The sequence below is a fragment of the Pantoea sp. WEP genome, from assembly GCF_041678305.1.
Taxonomy (GTDB): Bacteria; Pseudomonadota; Gammaproteobacteria; order Enterobacterales; family Enterobacteriaceae; genus Pantoea; species Pantoea dispersa.
Genome location: NZ_JBGNXB010000001.1, coordinates 3,025,870 through 3,042,147, shown reverse-complemented (window position 1 = coordinate 3,042,147; position 16,278 = coordinate 3,025,870). Strand labels below are relative to the sequence as shown.

Here is a 16,278-nt window from a genome sequence, read left to right as displayed (position 1 = left end):
TTATTTATCGCGTTCAATTATAAAGCTGGCCAGCGCCTGCAGAGCGGACGTGTCATACGACTGTGCCGCCAGCACCTCCAGCGCGCCCAGTGCTTCGCGATAGAGATCCTGCGCTTTGGCCCGCGCGTTATCCAGTCCCAGCAGCGCCGGGTAAGTACTTTTCCCCAGCGCCTGATCGGCTCCCTGGGTTTTGCCCAGAACGGCGGTATCGCCGACCACATCAAGGATGTCATCCTGCACCTGAAACGCCAGTCCGATGGCGTTGGCGTAGATATCCAGCTGCGGCAGCGCATCGCGGCCCGCTGCACCTGCTGTGAGGGCGCCGAGACGCACGGCGGCGCGGATCAGCGCACCGGTTTTGTGGCGATGGATCTGCTCCAGCTGGTTCAGGTCCACGGATTGGCCTTCGGCGGCTAAATCCAGCGCCTGGCCACCGCACATGCCGGCCACGCCGCTGGCCTGCGCCAGTTCGGAAATCATGGCAATGCGATCCTGCGGGCTTACGCCGGGCATCGGCTGGTCCGCAAGAATGGTAAACGCCAGGGTTTGCAGGGCATCGCCGGCCAGAATCGCCGTGTCTTCGCCATATTTGATATGGCAGGTTGGCTGCCCGCGACGTAACGCATCGTCGTCCATCGCCGGCAGGTCATCATGAATCAATGAGTAAGCGTGAATGCACTCCACCGCTGCGGCGGGGGCATCCAGGCTGGCCGCCTCGGCGCGCAGCATCTCGCCAGTGGCATACACCAGAAACGGGCGCAGGCGCTTACCGCCTAATAGTGCCCCATATTGCATGGCGTTCACCAGAGGAGAACTCTGAAAAGGAAGTGGATCTATTAAGCGCGTCAACGCCTGGTTCACGCGCTCATGGTAGGCACGCTGCAGTTGCACGAAATCCATTACTCATTTTCCGGCGTGAAAGGGGTGAGCGGGGCGTCTTTGTCGTCGCTCAGCAGAATCTGCACGCGCTGTTCCGCCGCCTGCAGGATTTGCTGGCCGCTGCGTGCCAGCTGTACGCCGCGCTCGAATTCATTCAGCGCCTCTTCCAGCGGCAGTTCGCCACTCTCCAGACGGCTGACAATCTGTTCCAGCTGCTGCAGTGCGTTTTCAAAACTCACGGGCGCTTCGGCTTTTTTCGGCATAATCAGTGTCGACTCACAGGTTGGGACATTATGTTGCAATCGGTCATGGTAGCCGACGGGCATTGATTAGCAAAATAATCAATGCGGCGAAGGTTGCTTACAGCAGTCACCCGACAAAGGTGATATACTTGCGCGCCTCGGATGCGGTGGCTGATGCCAACCCGCAATTATATGATTTTACCAGCTAAGTGTTGATGATTTTAGCACTTATTTGCCCAACGAAGCTGTGTCGCCATGAAGTTTATCATCAAGCTCTTCCCTGAAATCACCATCAAAAGTCAGTCGGTGCGCCTGCGCTTTATCAAAATTCTGACCGGTAACATCCGTAATACCCTGCGCACCCTCGACGAAGAGATCGCCGTGGTGCGCCACTGGGATCACATCGAAGTGCGCGCGAAGAAGGAAGCGCTGCGTGCCACCGTCACGGAAGAGCTGACGCGCATTCCCGGTATCCACCATGTGCTGGCGGTCGAAGACCGCGCCTATACCGACATGCACGATATCTTCGAGCAGACGCTGGCGCTCAACCGCGAGCGGCTGGAAGGCAAGAGCTTCTGCGTGCGCGTGAAGCGTCGCGGCAAGCACAGCTTTAGCTCGCAGGATGTGGAGCGCTACGTCGGCGGCGGTCTCAATCAGCACATTGAAAGCGCGCGCGTGCAGCTGAATCACCCGGATGTGACGGTGAATCTGGAGATTGAAGATGATCGCCTGCTGCTGATTACCGGCCGCTATGAAGGCCTGGGCGGCTTCCCGATCGGCACCCAGGAAGATGTGCTGTCGCTGATTTCCGGCGGCTTTGACTCCGGCGTCTCCAGCTATATGCTGATGCGCCGCGGCTGTCGCGTGCACTACTGCTTCTTTAACCTTGGCGGCGCGGCGCATGAAATCGGCGTGCGTCAGGTGGCGCACTATCTGTGGCAGCGTTTTGGCCGTTCACATCGCGTGCGTTTTGTCGCCATCAATTTTGAGCCGGTGGTGGGCGAGATTCTGGAAAAAGTTGATGACGGCCAGATGGGCGTGGTGCTGAAGCGCATGATGGTACGTGCGGCATCGATGGTGGCTGAGCGTTACGGCGTGCAGGCGCTGGTGACCGGTGAGGCGCTGGGCCAGGTCTCCAGCCAGACGCTGACTAACCTGCGTTTGATTGATAACGCGTCCGACACGCTGATTCTGCGCCCGCTGATCTCGCACGATAAAGAGCACATCATCAATATTGCGCGTCAGATCGGCACCGAAGACTTTGCCCGCACCATGCCGGAGTACTGCGGCGTGATTTCGAAAAGCCCCACGGTGAAGGCGGTGAAGGCGAAGATCGAAGCCGAAGAGCAGAACTTCGATTTCGACATTCTGCAGCGCGTGGTGCAGGAAGCCAGCAACGTCGATATCCGTGAAATCGCGGAGCAGACGGAAGACGAAGTGGTGGAAGTGGAAACCGTGGCGTCATTCAGCGGCAACGATGTGGTGCTGGATATCCGTTCAATTGATGAACAGGACGACAAGCCGCTGGCGCTGACCGGCGTGGAAGTGAAATCGCTGCCGTTCTATAAGCTGAGCACTCAGTTCGGCGATCTCGATCAGAGCAGAACCTGGTTGCTGTACTGCGATCGCGGCGTGATGAGCCGGTTGCAGGCGTTGTATCTGCACGAGCAGGGCTTTAAGAACGTGAAGGTGTACCGTCCGTAATCGCGGGGGAGTTAAGCCTGGCGCGCCTGATTTCGGGTGCATGGGCAAAACCCGGTGCGCAGGAATGCGCACCCTGTAATCACCGCGACGAATAAAAATGTGCGCTGATCCCGTGAGGTCGCCATTGATGGCGACCTTTTTTATGCGCGCTCTTCAAATTCCTGATAATTATAAATCCCTGCCGCCAGCACCAGCTGTGATGCGACTTCACGCGCTTGCTCTTTATCCACCAGCAGATCAATCAGCTTCAGGGCAAAATCGATCGCCGTGCCCGGCCCCTGGCTGGTCAGCAGATTAACGCGCGGATCCCACACCACGCGGCGCTCCATCCATTTCTCCTCCGGAATGGTGTGCTTCAGGCCGGGAAAACCGGTCATATTGCCCACCGGAAACAGGTCATGCGGTACCAGTACCGTGCCCGGCGCGGCACAGATCGCCGCCACAATTTTGCCTGACAGATGACACTGGCGTACCGTCTCCACCAGCAGCGGGCTGTCGCGGAAGGTTTCAGCGCCTTTGAGGCCGCCCGGCAGGACGATGGCGGCAAAATCGTTATCCGCCACTTCAACCAGCGGTGCGTCAGCCAGCAGGCGTACGCCGCGGGAGCAGACAATCTCGCGCGTGCCGTCGCTCTCCACGCTGGCGGTGGTCACCTTCAGGCCGGCGCGGACCAGCAGGTCAATGGTGGTGACCGCTTCGGTCTCTTCACTGCCATGGGCCAGGCAAACCAGCACTGATGCGTTCGCGCTCATATTGGGACTCCTTGCGTTTAATCAGGTCGTACAGGCGGGTGTTTTCCGGCAGTGCAATCCCCTGCGCACGGGCGCGCCGCAGCAGGTAGCCGGTAATGTAATCAATTTCAGTCTGACGCTGTGCACGCACATCCTGCAGCATTGAGGAGACGTTGGCGGCGGTGCTGTCGATGACGTCGTAAATAATGTCGCGCAGGTTATCCAGCGCAATGTGCTGGCCCTCGCGCTCCATCACCCAGGCCAGCTCCTCGCACAGCCGGTTAATCTGCTCCGGCCAGGTGCGCAGCGCGCCGTTCTGGCAGTCGTGCTCAACCGTCAGCGTGTTGATCACGCAGTTAACTGCCAGCTTGCGCCAGCTGGCAGACGCGATGTTATCGTGCCACGCCACGTCCGGCAGCGCCTGATGCAGAATATCGGCGATATCGCTCAGCGCCGCGCTTTCGCGGCTGGCAGGCCCGATATGGGTGATGCCCTGCGCGACATGTTTAATCACCGTGCCGTCGCGCATCGCCGCGTGCGTGGTGATGCCGCGCAGCAGCGGCTGCTGCACTTCTTTCAGCTCTTCGATCGTACCCATGCCGTTGTGCAGCAGCAGGATCGGCGCGTGGCGCGGCAGCACGCTTTGCAGGTTTTTCACCGCAGGGGAAACCTGTGGCGCTTTCAGGGTCACCAGTAGCAGCTGGCTTTCGGCCAGAAACAGCGGATCGTTAGCGATGAAGGTGTGATTGCTGACGTGGCCCTGCGGATCGACCACGTTGACCGAACAGTATGGCTGCGGTACGCGCAGCCAGCCCTGAACCTCATGTCCCTGGCGTGCAAGGGCCGCGAGCCAGATTTGCCCCAGGGCGCCGCAACCCAACACGGTAATTTTCATTATGCCTCCCGCTGGCGGGTGGGTGAATGGGTGTCACACCCTTAATTATAGCTTTCCGCGTCGCGTGTTTTATTAGCGCGACAAGACGCGTATTATGCATGTCACTTTAGTATCAGGAGAAGAAAAGATGCCATCTTTCGATATCGTTTCCGAAGTCGAACTGCCGGAAGTGCGTAATGCGGTGGAGAATGCCAACCGTGAGATCTCAACCCGTTTCGATTTCCGCAACGTGAGCGCCAGCTTTGAGCTCAACGAAAAGAATGAGACCATCAAAGTCACCAGCGAATCGGATTTTCAGGTGAAGCAGCTGGTGGATATTCTGCGTGAAAAGCTGCTGAAGCGCGGCATTGAAGGCGCGGCGATTGAAGTACCGGAAGAGATTGTGCACAGCGGTAAAAGCTGGAGCGTTGAAGCGAAGCTGAAAAAAGGCATCGAAAGCGATGTCGCGAAGAAAATCGTTAAGCTGATCAAAGACAGCAAACTGAAAGTGCAGACGCAGATTCAGGGTGAAGAGCTGCGCGTCACCGGTAAATCCCGCGACGATCTGCAGGGTGCGATGGCGCTGGTGCGCGGTGGCAACCTGGGTCAGCCGTTCCAGTTCAAAAACTTCCGCGATTAATCCCCTCTGTCGCGTGCCGCACGACGATACAGCGTGCTGCGCGCGACCCCCAGCGCCTGCGCCGCTTTACTGATATTGCCGTCATAGCGCTGCAGCGTTTCACTGATCAGCTGTTCATCGTGGCGTTCGCGCAGCGGCGGGGCTGGTGGGCGGCGATACTCTGTCGGCAAGTGACTTTCCGTCAGCGTTTCGCCCTCATCGGCGAGCGCCAGCAGCACGCGCAGCAGACTACGTAGCTGGCGCACATTGCCCGGCCACGGCTGCTGCGCCAGCGCCGTCAGCAGCGCCTGAGACAGCTGTACGCCACGCTGCGCGGCTCCCAGTTCCTGCCATAAATCGCGGATAAACCCGGCGACGTTCGGCCAGGCGCGCAGCGGCGGAAGGGTCAGGGCGAACTCCTGCAGACGATAGAGCAAATCTTCACGAAATTCGCCGGCGGTCACGCGCTGGGCCAGATCGCGATGCGTGGCGCAAATCACGGCAAAATTCACCGGCCAGCTGCGACTGGAGCCGAGTGGCGCCACCTCTTTTTCCTGCAGCACGCGCAGCAAACGGGTCTGCAGCGTCAGCGGCATATCACCGATTTCATCCAGAAACAGCACGCCGCCATCTGCTTCGCGAATTTTGCCGATGTAGCCATTTTTACTGGCGCCGGTAAATGCGCCGGGCTGGTAGCCAAACAGTTCGGATTCAATCAGCGCTTCGGGGATGGCGGCACAGTTGATGGCGACAAACTTGCCCGTGCGCCACCGGCTTTGCTGGTGCAGCGCGCGGCTGACATACTCCTTGCCGCTGCCGGTTTCACCATAAATGCACAGCGAAACGCCGGCATCCAGCAAGCGCAGCATTTTTGCGCCGTCAGCTCCCAGCACGCGCGGCAGATCTTGCGTGCAACTGTCCGGCACGCTGACGTGGCTGCGCTGCGGCGCGCGCAGGCGGAACCAGTAGCGCTGCGTGCCAATGTCGACCGCGGCGGGAACGCTGTTGGCCTGCTGCTGCAGTTGCGGAAACAGCTGCTGAAACGTCAGGCTGGCAAAGCGGTCGGCGCTGAGAGCCAGTTCGCGCATCGCCAGCCGGTTGGCTGCGGTCAGCACATTGTCAGAGAATACCAGCAGCAGTTCATCACTGGTGTCGATGCCCTGCGGCTGCGGATGCAGACTGAGCAGCCACTGCTGCGGATGCAGGCTCTGCTTCACCCACAGGTACTCGATCTGCTTTGCCGCTGCTTTCACCCGGTTCAGGGTATGCGGATGCGGAAAGTGTGCCGGCCCCGAGATATCCAGCACGCCAGCTATCTGTCCGTTGGGCATCTGCAACGGCATCGCGGCGCAGTACAGACCCTGATTGCGCGTCAGGAAATGCTGCTGACCATCAATTTCACAGCCGTCATCAATCGCCAGCGCGGTGCCAATCGCATTGGTGCCGCGTCCGCATTCACTCCACAGATTACCGGGAGCCAGGGCAAAGCGCTGGGCTTTCTCCAGCGCCTGCATATCGCCAAAGGTGTTCAGCACCAGCCCGCTGGCATCGGACAGGATCACCACCGACTGCGTCTCCGCCATCTGCTGCGCCAACTGGCGGATGACCGGCTGCGCAAACTGCTGCAGCCCGGCGTTGCTGGCCAGCACATCGGCCAGCTCGCCCTGACGCACGCGCGGGAAATCGTCGGCGCTGCGCTCTAATCCATACAGCTGGCTGCGGAACCAGGAGTCGCTTAACAGCGGGTTGGCGTGCACGGCAGACGCGGCTGAATTTCCCTGCATGAGTGACCTCAGAACGGCGTGTAAGTGTTGCAACATTGTAGCGTTCGGGTTTCTGCACTGTTGCGATACGCAACACAGATACCGCGTTTGTCCTGGAGAACTGGCAGGGTTGCTGGCAGGGGGTGATTTTATTTGATTGATAAATAACGAATTTATTGCTTTTCCGCCTGATGAGAAAAAACTGGCACGCGCGCTGCAATACCAACACAGGCAGTTGCGCTGCCTGTTCAGACCCTCTGACCTGATAATAAGGAGTTTGCGATGCGTTATGCACATCCCGGCACGCCCGGCGCGCTGGTCTCTTTCCAGGCGACCTACGGCAACTATATCGCCGGCAACTTCACCGAGCCGCTGAGCGGCCAGTACTTTATGAACACCTCGCCGGTAGACGGCAGCGATATCGCTCAGTTCCCGCGCTCCGACGCGCGCGACATTGATCTGGCGCTGGATGCCGCGCATCAGGCTGCGGATGCGTGGGGCAAAACCAGCGTACAGCAGCGCGCCAACCTGCTGCTGCAGGTGGCCGATCGCATGGAAGCCAGTCTTGAGAAGCTGGCGGTAGCGGAGAGCTGGGATAACGGTAAACCGATTCGCGAGACGCTCAACGCCGATCTGCCGCTGGCGGTCGACCATTTTCGCTACTTTGCCGGCTGCCTGCGCGCGCAGGAGGGCAGCACCGCTGAGATCGACGAAACCACGGTGGCCTATCACTTCCACGAGCCGCTCGGCGTAGTCGGACAGATCATCCCGTGGAATTTCCCGCTGCTCATGGCGGCGTGGAAGCTGGCACCGGCGCTGGCCGCCGGTAACTGCGTGGTGCTGAAACCGGCTGAGCAGACGCCGCTTGGTATTACGCTGCTGATGGAGCTGATTGGCGATCTGTTCCCACCGGGCGTGCTGAATGTAGTGCAGGGCTTTGGCCGCGAAGCCGGCGAAGCGCTGGCCACCAGCAAGCGCATCGCTAAAATTGCCTTTACCGGATCCACGCCGGTCGGGCGGCATATCATGGCCTGTGCGGCGGAGAATATCATTCCCTGCACCGTCGAGCTGGGCGGCAAATCACCCAACATCTACTTCGCGGATGTGATGTCGGGCGAAGAGGCGTTCATCGAGAAAGCGGTCGAGGGGCTGGTGCTGGGCTTCTTTAATCAGGGTGAAGTCTGTACCTGTCCTTCGCGCGCGTTGATTCATGAATCGATCTACCAGCCCTTTATGGAGCGGGTGCTGGCCAAGGTTGCCACCATTCGCCGTGGCGATCCGCTCGATACCGACACCATGATCGGGGCTCAGGCTTCGCGCCAGCAATTCGATAAAATCCTGTCCTATATCAACATCGCCCGTGAAGAAGGCGGTCAGATTCTGACAGGGGGCGAGCGTGCGCATATCGCCGCGGAGCTGGATAACGGATTCTATATCCAGCCCACCCTGATCAAGGGCAGCAACCAGATGCGCTGTTTCCAGGAGGAGATTTTTGGGCCAGTGATTGGCGTCACCACATTCCACGATGAGGCAGAGGCGCTCGCGATCGCCAATGAAACCCAGTTTGGTCTGGGCGCGGGCGTGTGGACGCGCGATACCAATCTGGCGTATCGCATGGGTCGCGGCATTAAAGCCGGTCGCGTCTGGACCAACTGCTATCACATCTATCCCGCCCATGCGGCATTCGGTGGCTACAAGCAGTCGGGCGTCGGGCGTGAGACCCACAAAATGGCGCTCAGCGCCTATCAGCAAACCAAAAATCTGCTGGTCAGCTATGGCACAGCGCCACTGGGGCTGTTCTGAGTCTGCATCCGTTCAAATGGAGAGTGAAAGATGAATATGCAAATCAAAACCACCATGAAAGCCGCGATTGTGAAGGCTTTTGGTGAACCGCTGGTGATTGAGCAGGTGCCGGTGCCGTCCGTTGGGCCAGGACAGATTCTGGTGAAAATCGCCGCCACCGGCGTGTGCCACACCGACCTGCACGCCGCCGAAGGCGACTGGCCGATCAAGCCCAATCCGCCGTTTATTCCCGGCCATGAAGGCGTCGGGCAGGTGGTGGCCATTGGCGAAGGGGTGAAACATCTCAAACTGGGCGATCGCGTCGGTGTGCCGTGGCTTTACTCGGCGTGTGGCCACTGCGAGCACTGCCTCGACAGCTGGGAGACGCTGTGTCTGTCGCAGCAGAATGCCGGCTATTCGGTCAACGGCAGCTTTGCCGAGTACTGCCTGGCGGATGCCAACTACGTCGGCATCATTCCGGATAACGTTGAGTTTAATGAAGTGGCACCGATTCTGTGTGCCGGCGTAACCGTCTACAAAGGCCTGAAGATGACCGATACCAAACCGGGTGACTGGGTGGTGGTTTCCGGCATCGGCGGGCTGGGGCATATGGCTATTCAGTATGCGGTGGCGATGGGGCTCAACGTGGCGGCGGTCGATATCGACGACGATAAGCTGGCATTTGCCAAACGGCTCGGTGCCAGCGTGGTTGCCAATGCGAAGCAGGTCGATCCGGCGAAGGTGTTTCAGGAGAGCTTTGGCGGTGCGCACGGCGTGCTGGTAACGGCGGTCTCGCCAAAAGCGTTTGAACAGGCGATCGGCACGCTGCGTCGCGGCGGTACCATGGTGCTTAACGGCCTGCCGCCGGGGAAATTCGATCTCTCGATCTTCGACATGGTACTGGATGGCATTACGGTGCGCGGCTCGATTGTCGGTACGCGTAAAGATCTGCAGGAGGCGCTGGATTTTGCCGGTCGCCATAAGGTGAAAGCGAATGTCGCGGTTGAGCCGCTGACTAATATCAACGATATCTTTGCGCGCATGCACGCCGGCAAAATTGAAGGGCGTATTGTGGTGGATATGTCGCTGTAGTGACGCTGAGCGGACCGCGTGGAGCCAGATCATCGCGGTCCGCTGTGGCTAAGTCATTAACTGCTGGCGAGCAGCGCCTCCAGCTCCACGCGGCTCGTCACTTTGCTGTCAATTTTAATGTAGGCACTTTTCTCTTCCGGCACGATAAACACTGACGCCACGCCGGGCTGCGCGCGCAGCCGCTTCTCCAGATTCGGTACCGCCAGCACCGCATCACTCAGCACCAGGCGCAGGCTGCTGACGTATGGCGGCTCCTGCATCGACATGGCGACAAACAGCCACGCCGCAGCCACTATCGCGCCGACCAGAAACACCGTTTGCGCATCGAAGTGGCCGAAAATCCAGCCGCCCAGGCTGCCGCCAATCGCGACGCCAATAAACTGGCTGGTGGAATAAATCCCCATGGCCGTGCCTTTGTAGCCCGCCGGCGACTCTTTGCTGATCAGCGACGGCAGAATCGCTTCCATCAGGTTAAAGGCAAGGAAAAACAGCTGCACGCCAATCACCAGCGTCCAGAAGTGGCCTGCGGCGCCCCACAGCACAATCTCCGCGATGATGATCAGCGCCACGCAGCCGACAAACACCCGCTTCATGCGGCGTTTTACCTCGGCATAGATAATAAACGGCACCACGGCGACAAACGCCACCAGCATGGTCACCAGATACACTTTCCAGTGTTCAGCCGCCGGGAAGCCCGCCTGTTCAAACTGGCCCGGCAGCGCGACGAAGCTCGACATCAGTAAAATGTGCAGACAGAGAATGCCGATATTCAGCTTCAGCAATTTGGGATTGGCCAGCACCGCGCGAATGCTGCCTTTGACCATGCCGGATTCGCGGTTCAGCACGTGGCCCGGCGCATTGGGCACTATCAGCAGGGTGATCACAATACCCAGGCTGGCGAGCAGGGCAATCATCCAGAACAGCGCGTGCAGACCCAGCGCATGCGTGACAATCGGGCCGACCACCATGGCAATCGCAAAGGTAACGCCGAAGCTGATGCCGATAAACGCCATCGCTTTGGTGCGGTTCTGTTCACGGGTCAGGTCTGACAGCAGCGCCATCACCGCCGCGGCAATGGCACCGGATCCTTGCAGCGCGCGACCAAGGATAATGCCCCAGATGGAGGTGCTGGTGGCGGCAATAAGGCTACCGAGCACAAACAGCAGCAGGCCACCGACAATCAGCGGCTTGCGGCCAATACGGTCGGACAGCAGACCAAAGGGGATCTGAAACACGGCCTGCGCCAGACCATAAATACCAATTGCCAGACCTATCAACGTTTCGCTGGCGCCCTGTAAAGCCATACCGTAAGTGGTCAGTACCGGCAGGACCATAAACATTCCCAGCATGCGCAGGGAAAAAACTGTGCCTAAACCCCATGTTGCCCGAAGCTCAACTGGTGTCATTCTATTATCGTTCATTCCAACCTCTGTAAGTTTATGCCCCTGGGACTTCAGGTTGCAGCGGCACAGGTTGCGCGCCCTTATCTGCGACCCGACTCACCGGGACATGCAGCGCTTATTTTAGGAAGCAGGGCAGGGCGGGTAAAACAATTGTTTTTAAGCAGTGGTAACAAAAAGAAAGGGCGCGAAATTCGCGCCCTTGTCCGGAGTAACGGTCTGACTTACCAGACGTAAGTCAGCAGGTCCTTAGAGGCCGGGGCCATAAAGTCCACCGACATCATCACGCTCAGCGCAGTGATGGCGACAATGGAGAACACGAACAGTTTACGCGCCCAAACTTTGTCGTTTGAGGTTTTGTAACCTGACAGTGCCATACCCAGCCACCACACGCTGACGGCGGCAGCCACCACCAGATATTTGTAGCCAGCATAACCGCCCAGCGACAGCATCAGCGTGGCAATCATGAACGCCAGGATGTACAGCGTAATATGATTTTTCGCCACGGAGATGCCTTTCACCACCGGCAGAACCGGAATATTGGCGGCCTGATAATCTTTGAAGCGGAAGATGGCAATCGCGTAGGAGTGCGGCATCTGCCACAGGCTAAAGATAGCCAGTAAGATTAACGCGCCGGCATCAAACTGGTTGGTCACCGCGCAGTAGCCAATTACTGGCGGCGCGGCGCCTGAGAGGCTGCCAATCAGCGTGCCATAGACCGAATGACGCTTCATGTAGAGGCTGTAAATGCCGACATAGACGACGAAGCCCATTACCGCCAGCCACATGGCCAGCGGGTTAGCGCCAAAATACAGCAACGCAAAGCCAGCAATACCCAATGCGGTTGCATAAACCAGGCTTACTTTCGCCGAGATCAGGCCTTTGACCAGAACACGGTTCCGCCGCTCTCTCCATTTTGATGTCGATGTCGCGGTCAATCACATTGTTGAATACACAACCGGATGCGACCACCAGCGAAACGCCCACCAAAGCGACGAGAAACAGGGGGTAATCAATGCTGCCTTTTGAAGCCAGCAGGAATCCACCGATCACAGAAATTAAATTGCCGAAAATAATTCCTGGTTTTGTTACTTGCAGGTATTGCTTAATCATTACGCGTGACTCTTTAGTGGGCCATCATGTTGTAGTTGAGGTTCCACATAATCCACAGTGAGCCAATCACCACAATCAGGATAATGACTGCGGAGAAGACAATGGCCACCATGTTCCAGCCACCCTCGGATTTGCTGTCCAGATGCAGGAAGTAGACCAGGTGCACCAGCACCTGAACCACTGCACACACCAGAACCACACCCAGAATGATGCCGTGAGAAGCACTGCCATCCATCACCATCCAGAACGGGATCGCCGTCAGGATGATCGAGAGGATGAAGCCGATCATGTAAGACTTCACACTACCGTGAGATGCACCATGTTCGTTTACAGAATGACTCATTACATGGCCCCCATCAGATAGACAACGGTGAATACGCAGATCCACACCACATCCAGGAAGTGCCAGAACAGGCTCAGACACATGATACGGGTGCGGTTGGTGGCGCTCAGACCGCGTTTAGCGATCTGGAACATCAGCACGGCCATCCAGATCAGACCAGAGGTCACGTGCAGACCGTGCGTACCGACCAGAGTAAAGAAGCCAGACAGGAAGCCGCTGCGGTCAGGACCGAAACCTTCCTTGATCAGGTGATGGAATTCATAGATTTCCATCCCGATAAATCCGGCACCGAACAGGAAGGTCAACGCCAGCCAGCTGATGACCGAACCTTTGTTCTGGTTGTTCATCGCAATCACTGCCATACCATACGTGATGGAGCTCAGCAGCAGCAGCGCGGTTTCAACCAGCACAAACGGCAGTTCGAAGATATCTTTACCTGCCGGGCCACCGGCAGTGTTGTTAACCATAACCGCATAGGTCGCAAACAGGGTTGCGAAGATAATGCAGTCACTCATCAGGTAGATCCAGAAGCCAAAGACTTTATTGGCTCCCGCATCGTGATGCCCATGCTCCGCATGGGCGTCGTGGTGGTGTTTAACGGTTTCAGTTGACATTATTTCAGACCTGCTTTGCTGATGTCATCAAAGTGCTTCTTCTCGATCTGCTCGATTTCAGCAACCGGTACGTAGTAATCCACGTCTTCATCGAAGCTCTTCACAATCCAGGTCACGATGGTGCCAAGGAAAGTAAGACCTGCCAGCCACCAGATGTGCCAGATCAGGGCAAAACCGAAGACTGTCATGAAGGCAGCGATAACAATGGCCGCGCCGCTGTTTTTCGGCATATGAATTTCTTCATATTTTTCTGGCTGCTTGTACGCTTCGCCTTTCTCTTTCATTTCCCAAAACGCATCACGCTCGTGGATATGTGGGATCACAGCAAAGTTGTAGAACGGCGGAGGTGAAGAGGTTGCCCACTCCAGCGTACGGCCGCCCCACGGGTCACCGGTCAGATCGCGGTTCTGCTCACGGTCACGTACCGATACCCAGAACTGGATAAGCTGGCACAGGATACCGCAGGCGATCAGCGCTGCACCGCCTGCTGCAACCACCAGCAGAGAGTGGAACTGCGGATCGATGTCCTGGCTCAGACGACGGGTCATCCCCATGAAGCCCAGCGCGTACAGCGGCATAAAGGCAACGAAGAAGCCGATGATCCAGAACCAGAAAGCACGTTTGCCCCAGGTTTCATTCAGGGTGAAGCCGAAGGCTTTCGGGAACCAGTAGGTCACACCAGCCATACAACCGAACACCACACCACCGATGATAACGTTGTGGAAGTGTGCAATCAGGAACAGGCTGTTGTGCAGCACGAAGTCTGCGCCTGGTACCGCCAGCAGTACGCCGGTCATCCCACCAACGGAGAAGGTGACCAGGAAGCCGATGGTCCACAGCATCGCCGAGTTGAACTCGATACGACCCTGATACATGGTGAACAGCCAGTTAAAGATTTTCACCCCGGTCGGAATCGCGATGATCATCGTCATGATACCGAAGAAGGCGTTAACGTTCGCACCGGCACCCATGGTGAAGAAGTGGTGCAGCCAAACGATGAACGACAGAACGGTGATGGCGATGGTTGCCCACACCAGCGAGGTGTAACCAAACAGACGCTTTTTCGAGAAGGTAGCCGTGACTTCAGAGAAGACACCAAACACCGGCAGAACGAGGATGTACACCTCCGGGTGACCCCAGACCCAGATCAGGTTGACGTACATCATCATGTTACCGCCCATATCATTGGTAAAGAAATGGAAGTCGAGGTAACGATCAAGCGTCAACAGTGCCAGCGTCACGGTCAGAACCGGGAACGCAGCGATAATCAGGACGTTAGTACACAGTGCTGCCCAGGTGAATACCGGCATCTTGAACAGGTCCATGCCCGGTGCACGCATCTTCAGAATGGTCACGAAGAAGTTGATACCGGTCAGCGTGGTACCAATACCGGAGAGCTGGAGACTCCAGATCCAGTAATCGACCCCGACGCCAGGACTGTATTCTGCCCCCGAGAGCGGTGGATAAGCCAGCCAGCCGGTCTGTGCGAATTCGCCCACACCCAGTGACAGGTTAACCAGGATCACACCGATAGCGGTGAACCAGAAGCTCAGGTTGTTCAGGAACGGGAAGGCAACGTCACGGGCACCGATTTGCAGCGGAACCGCGATGTTCATCAGACCCACCACGAAAGGCATCGCCACGAAGAAGATCATGATCACGCCGTGAGCGGTGAAGATCTGGTCGTAGTGGTGCGGTGGCAGTATGCCTGCTTCCCCGGCGGAAGCCATAACCTGTTGGGTACGCATCATTACCGCATCGGCAAAGCCGCGCAGCAGCATGACAAAGGCCATGATGATGTACATGATACCCAGTTTTTTGTGGTCGATGGAGGTTAACCATTCAGACCACAGATACTGCCATTTACCGAAATAGGTAATAGCAGCGATCAGCGCCAGACCACCAATGATGATACCGGCGACCGTAACCATGATAATGGGTTCATGGTAGGGCACTGCATCCAGTGTTAATTTTCCGAACATCGTATTATTCCTCGGCTCCCGCAGCTGCGGCGTGATTCATGTCCATGCCTTCGTGCGACATGTCCATTTTCCCGTGGCTCATCATGAACTTATCAATAACCTGCTTGAACAGTTCCGGATTCGCAGTTGAGAAATATTCCACCGGGTGATTTTCGCTTGGCGCAGCCAGTTTTTCGAAATCATCCATGGTGGTCAGCGTGTTAGGTGCCGCTTTAACTTTGGCAACCCACTGCTGGAATTCCGCATCGTCTTTGGTGGCAATGGCTTTGAACTTCATGCCAGAGAAACCGCGACCGCTGAAGTTAGCAGAGATACCGTCGAACGTACCTGGCTCGTTGGCGATCAGGTGCAGTTTGGTCTGCATACCCGCCATGGCGTAGATCTGGCTGCCGAGCGTAGGAATAAAGAAGGAGTTCATGACGGAGTTCGAGGTGATCTTGAAGTTCACCGGAGTATTTGCCGGGAAGGCAATCTGGTTGACGGTTGCAATACCCTGTTCCGGGTAGATGAACAGCCATTTCCAGTCCAGTGCCACTACGTCGATCTCAACCGGTTTCACGTCAGAGGCCAGCGGTTTGCTCGGCTCCAGCGCGTGGGTTGATTTCCAGGTCAGCACGCCGAGGAAGAGAATGATCAGGATCGGAATGGTCCAGACCACGGCTTCCACTTTGTTAGAGTGTGACCAGTTAGGGCTATACTTCGCGTTGGTATTGGTTGCCCGATATTTCCAGGCGAACACAACAGCCATTAAGACTGCCGGAATAACGACGATCATCATCAAGCCGAAAGCTGTCAGAATCAGTGAACGTTGCTCCAGTGCAATCTGTCCCTTGGGATTTAACAACGCACTATCGCAGCCGCTGAGTAATACAGCGCCTGCAATTAATGACAAAATCCCCAAACTTTTATTGTATTTCCTGAGTCTCATTTAACGACCTCAATGACAAAGGGCTCTATTGTCGTTTAAGTGTGCGCGCATTTTACGGGAAGGTTTATGCAGTGTAAACCAGCTTAAGGATGTGTCAGAAGGCTGTTGACACCTTTTGCTAAGGGTGTCACAGATGTTGCGCAGGGTGACAAATTATTAACTGCGACAAGCAGTTGGCGGCAATATAACAAAAACCAATGACATTAACCGTA

The 16,278-nt window shown here is 57.1% G+C and carries 14 protein-coding genes and 1 pseudogene; 4 read left to right on the top strand and 11 right to left on the bottom strand.

Annotation, left to right across the window (positions count from 1 at the left end):
* Nucleotides 1–900: a (2E,6E)-farnesyl diphosphate synthase gene (gene ispA, locus ABVR31_RS14255; RefSeq protein WP_021507168.1), complete on the bottom strand. Its 900-nt coding sequence runs from the start codon at nt 898–900 to the stop codon at nt 1–3.
* Nucleotides 900–1,142 (bottom strand): exodeoxyribonuclease VII small subunit, encoded by a 243-nt coding sequence (gene xseB / locus ABVR31_RS14250; RefSeq protein ID WP_372773243.1) that lies wholly within the window; start codon nt 1,140–1,142, stop codon nt 900–902. Before xseB ends, ispA begins: the two co-directional genes overlap by 1 nt.
* A 234-nt stretch (nt 1,143–1,376) precedes the next feature.
* Between xseB and thiI the strand changes: the two genes are divergently transcribed.
* Entirely contained in the window at nt 1,377–2,825 is a 1,449-nt protein-coding gene (thiI, locus tag ABVR31_RS14245; RefSeq protein WP_058757965.1) for a tRNA uracil 4-sulfurtransferase ThiI, read from the top strand.
* A gap of 140 nt (nt 2,826–2,965) precedes the next feature.
* Here the strand turns inward: thiI and yajL are convergent, their stop codons facing one another.
* Together yajL and panE are read right to left on the bottom strand one after the other, a co-directional pair.
* Nucleotides 2,966–3,577 carry a protein deglycase YajL gene (yajL, locus tag ABVR31_RS14240; protein WP_058781215.1) on the bottom strand — a complete coding sequence of 204 codons (612 nt, stop codon included), beginning with the start codon at nt 3,575–3,577 and terminating at the stop codon, nt 2,966–2,968.
* Nucleotides 3,531–4,451 carry a 2-dehydropantoate 2-reductase gene (gene panE / locus ABVR31_RS14235; protein ID WP_372773241.1) on the bottom strand — a complete coding sequence of 307 codons (921 nt, stop codon included), beginning with the start codon at nt 4,449–4,451 and terminating at the stop codon, nt 3,531–3,533. The genes yajL and panE overlap by 47 nt, the downstream gene beginning before the upstream one ends.
* Nucleotides 4,452–4,578: 127 nt before the next feature.
* Here panE and ABVR31_RS14230 point away from each other — a divergent pair, with 127 nt between their 5' ends.
* Nucleotides 4,579–5,070 carry a YajQ family cyclic di-GMP-binding protein gene (locus ABVR31_RS14230; protein ID WP_021507173.1) on the top strand — a complete coding sequence of 164 codons (492 nt, stop codon included), beginning with the start codon at nt 4,579–4,581 and terminating at the stop codon, nt 5,068–5,070.
* Here the strand turns inward: ABVR31_RS14230 and ABVR31_RS14225 are convergent.
* The gene (locus tag ABVR31_RS14225) at nt 5,067–6,833 is read right to left on the bottom strand and encodes a sigma-54-dependent Fis family transcriptional regulator (RefSeq protein WP_372773239.1); all 1,767 of its coding nucleotides are present in this window, start codon (nt 6,831–6,833) and stop codon (nt 5,067–5,069) included. The genes ABVR31_RS14230 and ABVR31_RS14225 overlap by 4 nt on opposite strands.
* Before the next feature lie 261 nt (nt 6,834–7,094).
* Here ABVR31_RS14225 and ABVR31_RS14220 point away from each other — a divergent pair, with 261 nt between their 5' ends.
* Complete coding sequence (locus ABVR31_RS14220) at nt 7,095–8,615, top strand: aldehyde dehydrogenase family protein (protein ID WP_021507175.1); 1,521 nt, start codon at nt 7,095–7,097, stop codon at nt 8,613–8,615.
* A gap of 30 nt (nt 8,616–8,645) precedes the next feature.
* Nucleotides 8,646–9,686 carry an alcohol dehydrogenase AdhP gene (gene adhP / locus ABVR31_RS14215; protein ID WP_021507176.1) on the top strand — a complete coding sequence of 347 codons (1,041 nt, stop codon included), beginning with the start codon at nt 8,646–8,648 and terminating at the stop codon, nt 9,684–9,686.
* A gap of 56 nt (nt 9,687–9,742) precedes the next feature.
* Here adhP and ABVR31_RS14210 read toward each other — a convergent pair whose 3' ends face one another.
* The 6 genes and pseudogenes from ABVR31_RS14210 to cyoA form a co-directional block, all read right to left on the bottom strand.
* Nucleotides 9,743–11,107, bottom strand: coding sequence for an MFS transporter (locus tag ABVR31_RS14210; RefSeq protein ID WP_315658223.1), 1,365 nt, complete (start codon nt 11,105–11,107; stop codon nt 9,743–9,745).
* Between the two features lie 203 nt (nt 11,108–11,310).
* Nucleotides 11,311–12,199: pseudogene (cyoE, locus tag ABVR31_RS14205) on the bottom strand (heme o synthase).
* 13 nt (nt 12,200–12,212) lie between these two features.
* Nucleotides 12,213–12,542: a cytochrome o ubiquinol oxidase subunit IV gene (locus ABVR31_RS14200; RefSeq protein WP_372773236.1), complete on the bottom strand. Its 330-nt coding sequence runs from the start codon at nt 12,540–12,542 to the stop codon at nt 12,213–12,215.
* Nucleotides 12,542–13,156 (bottom strand): cytochrome o ubiquinol oxidase subunit III, encoded by a 615-nt coding sequence (locus tag ABVR31_RS14195; RefSeq protein WP_021507179.1) that lies wholly within the window; start codon nt 13,154–13,156, stop codon nt 12,542–12,544. The genes ABVR31_RS14200 and ABVR31_RS14195 overlap by 1 nt, the downstream gene beginning before the upstream one ends.
* Nucleotides 13,156–15,138 carry a cytochrome o ubiquinol oxidase subunit I gene (gene cyoB, locus ABVR31_RS14190; protein ID WP_021507180.1) on the bottom strand — a complete coding sequence of 661 codons (1,983 nt, stop codon included), beginning with the start codon at nt 15,136–15,138 and terminating at the stop codon, nt 13,156–13,158. The genes ABVR31_RS14195 and cyoB overlap by 1 nt, the downstream gene beginning before the upstream one ends.
* A 4-nt stretch (nt 15,139–15,142) precedes the next feature.
* The gene (gene cyoA / locus ABVR31_RS14185) at nt 15,143–16,066 is read right to left on the bottom strand and encodes a cytochrome o ubiquinol oxidase subunit II (RefSeq protein ID WP_031279652.1); all 924 of its coding nucleotides are present in this window, start codon (nt 16,064–16,066) and stop codon (nt 15,143–15,145) included.
* Nucleotides 16,067–16,278 lie beyond the last annotated feature (212 nt).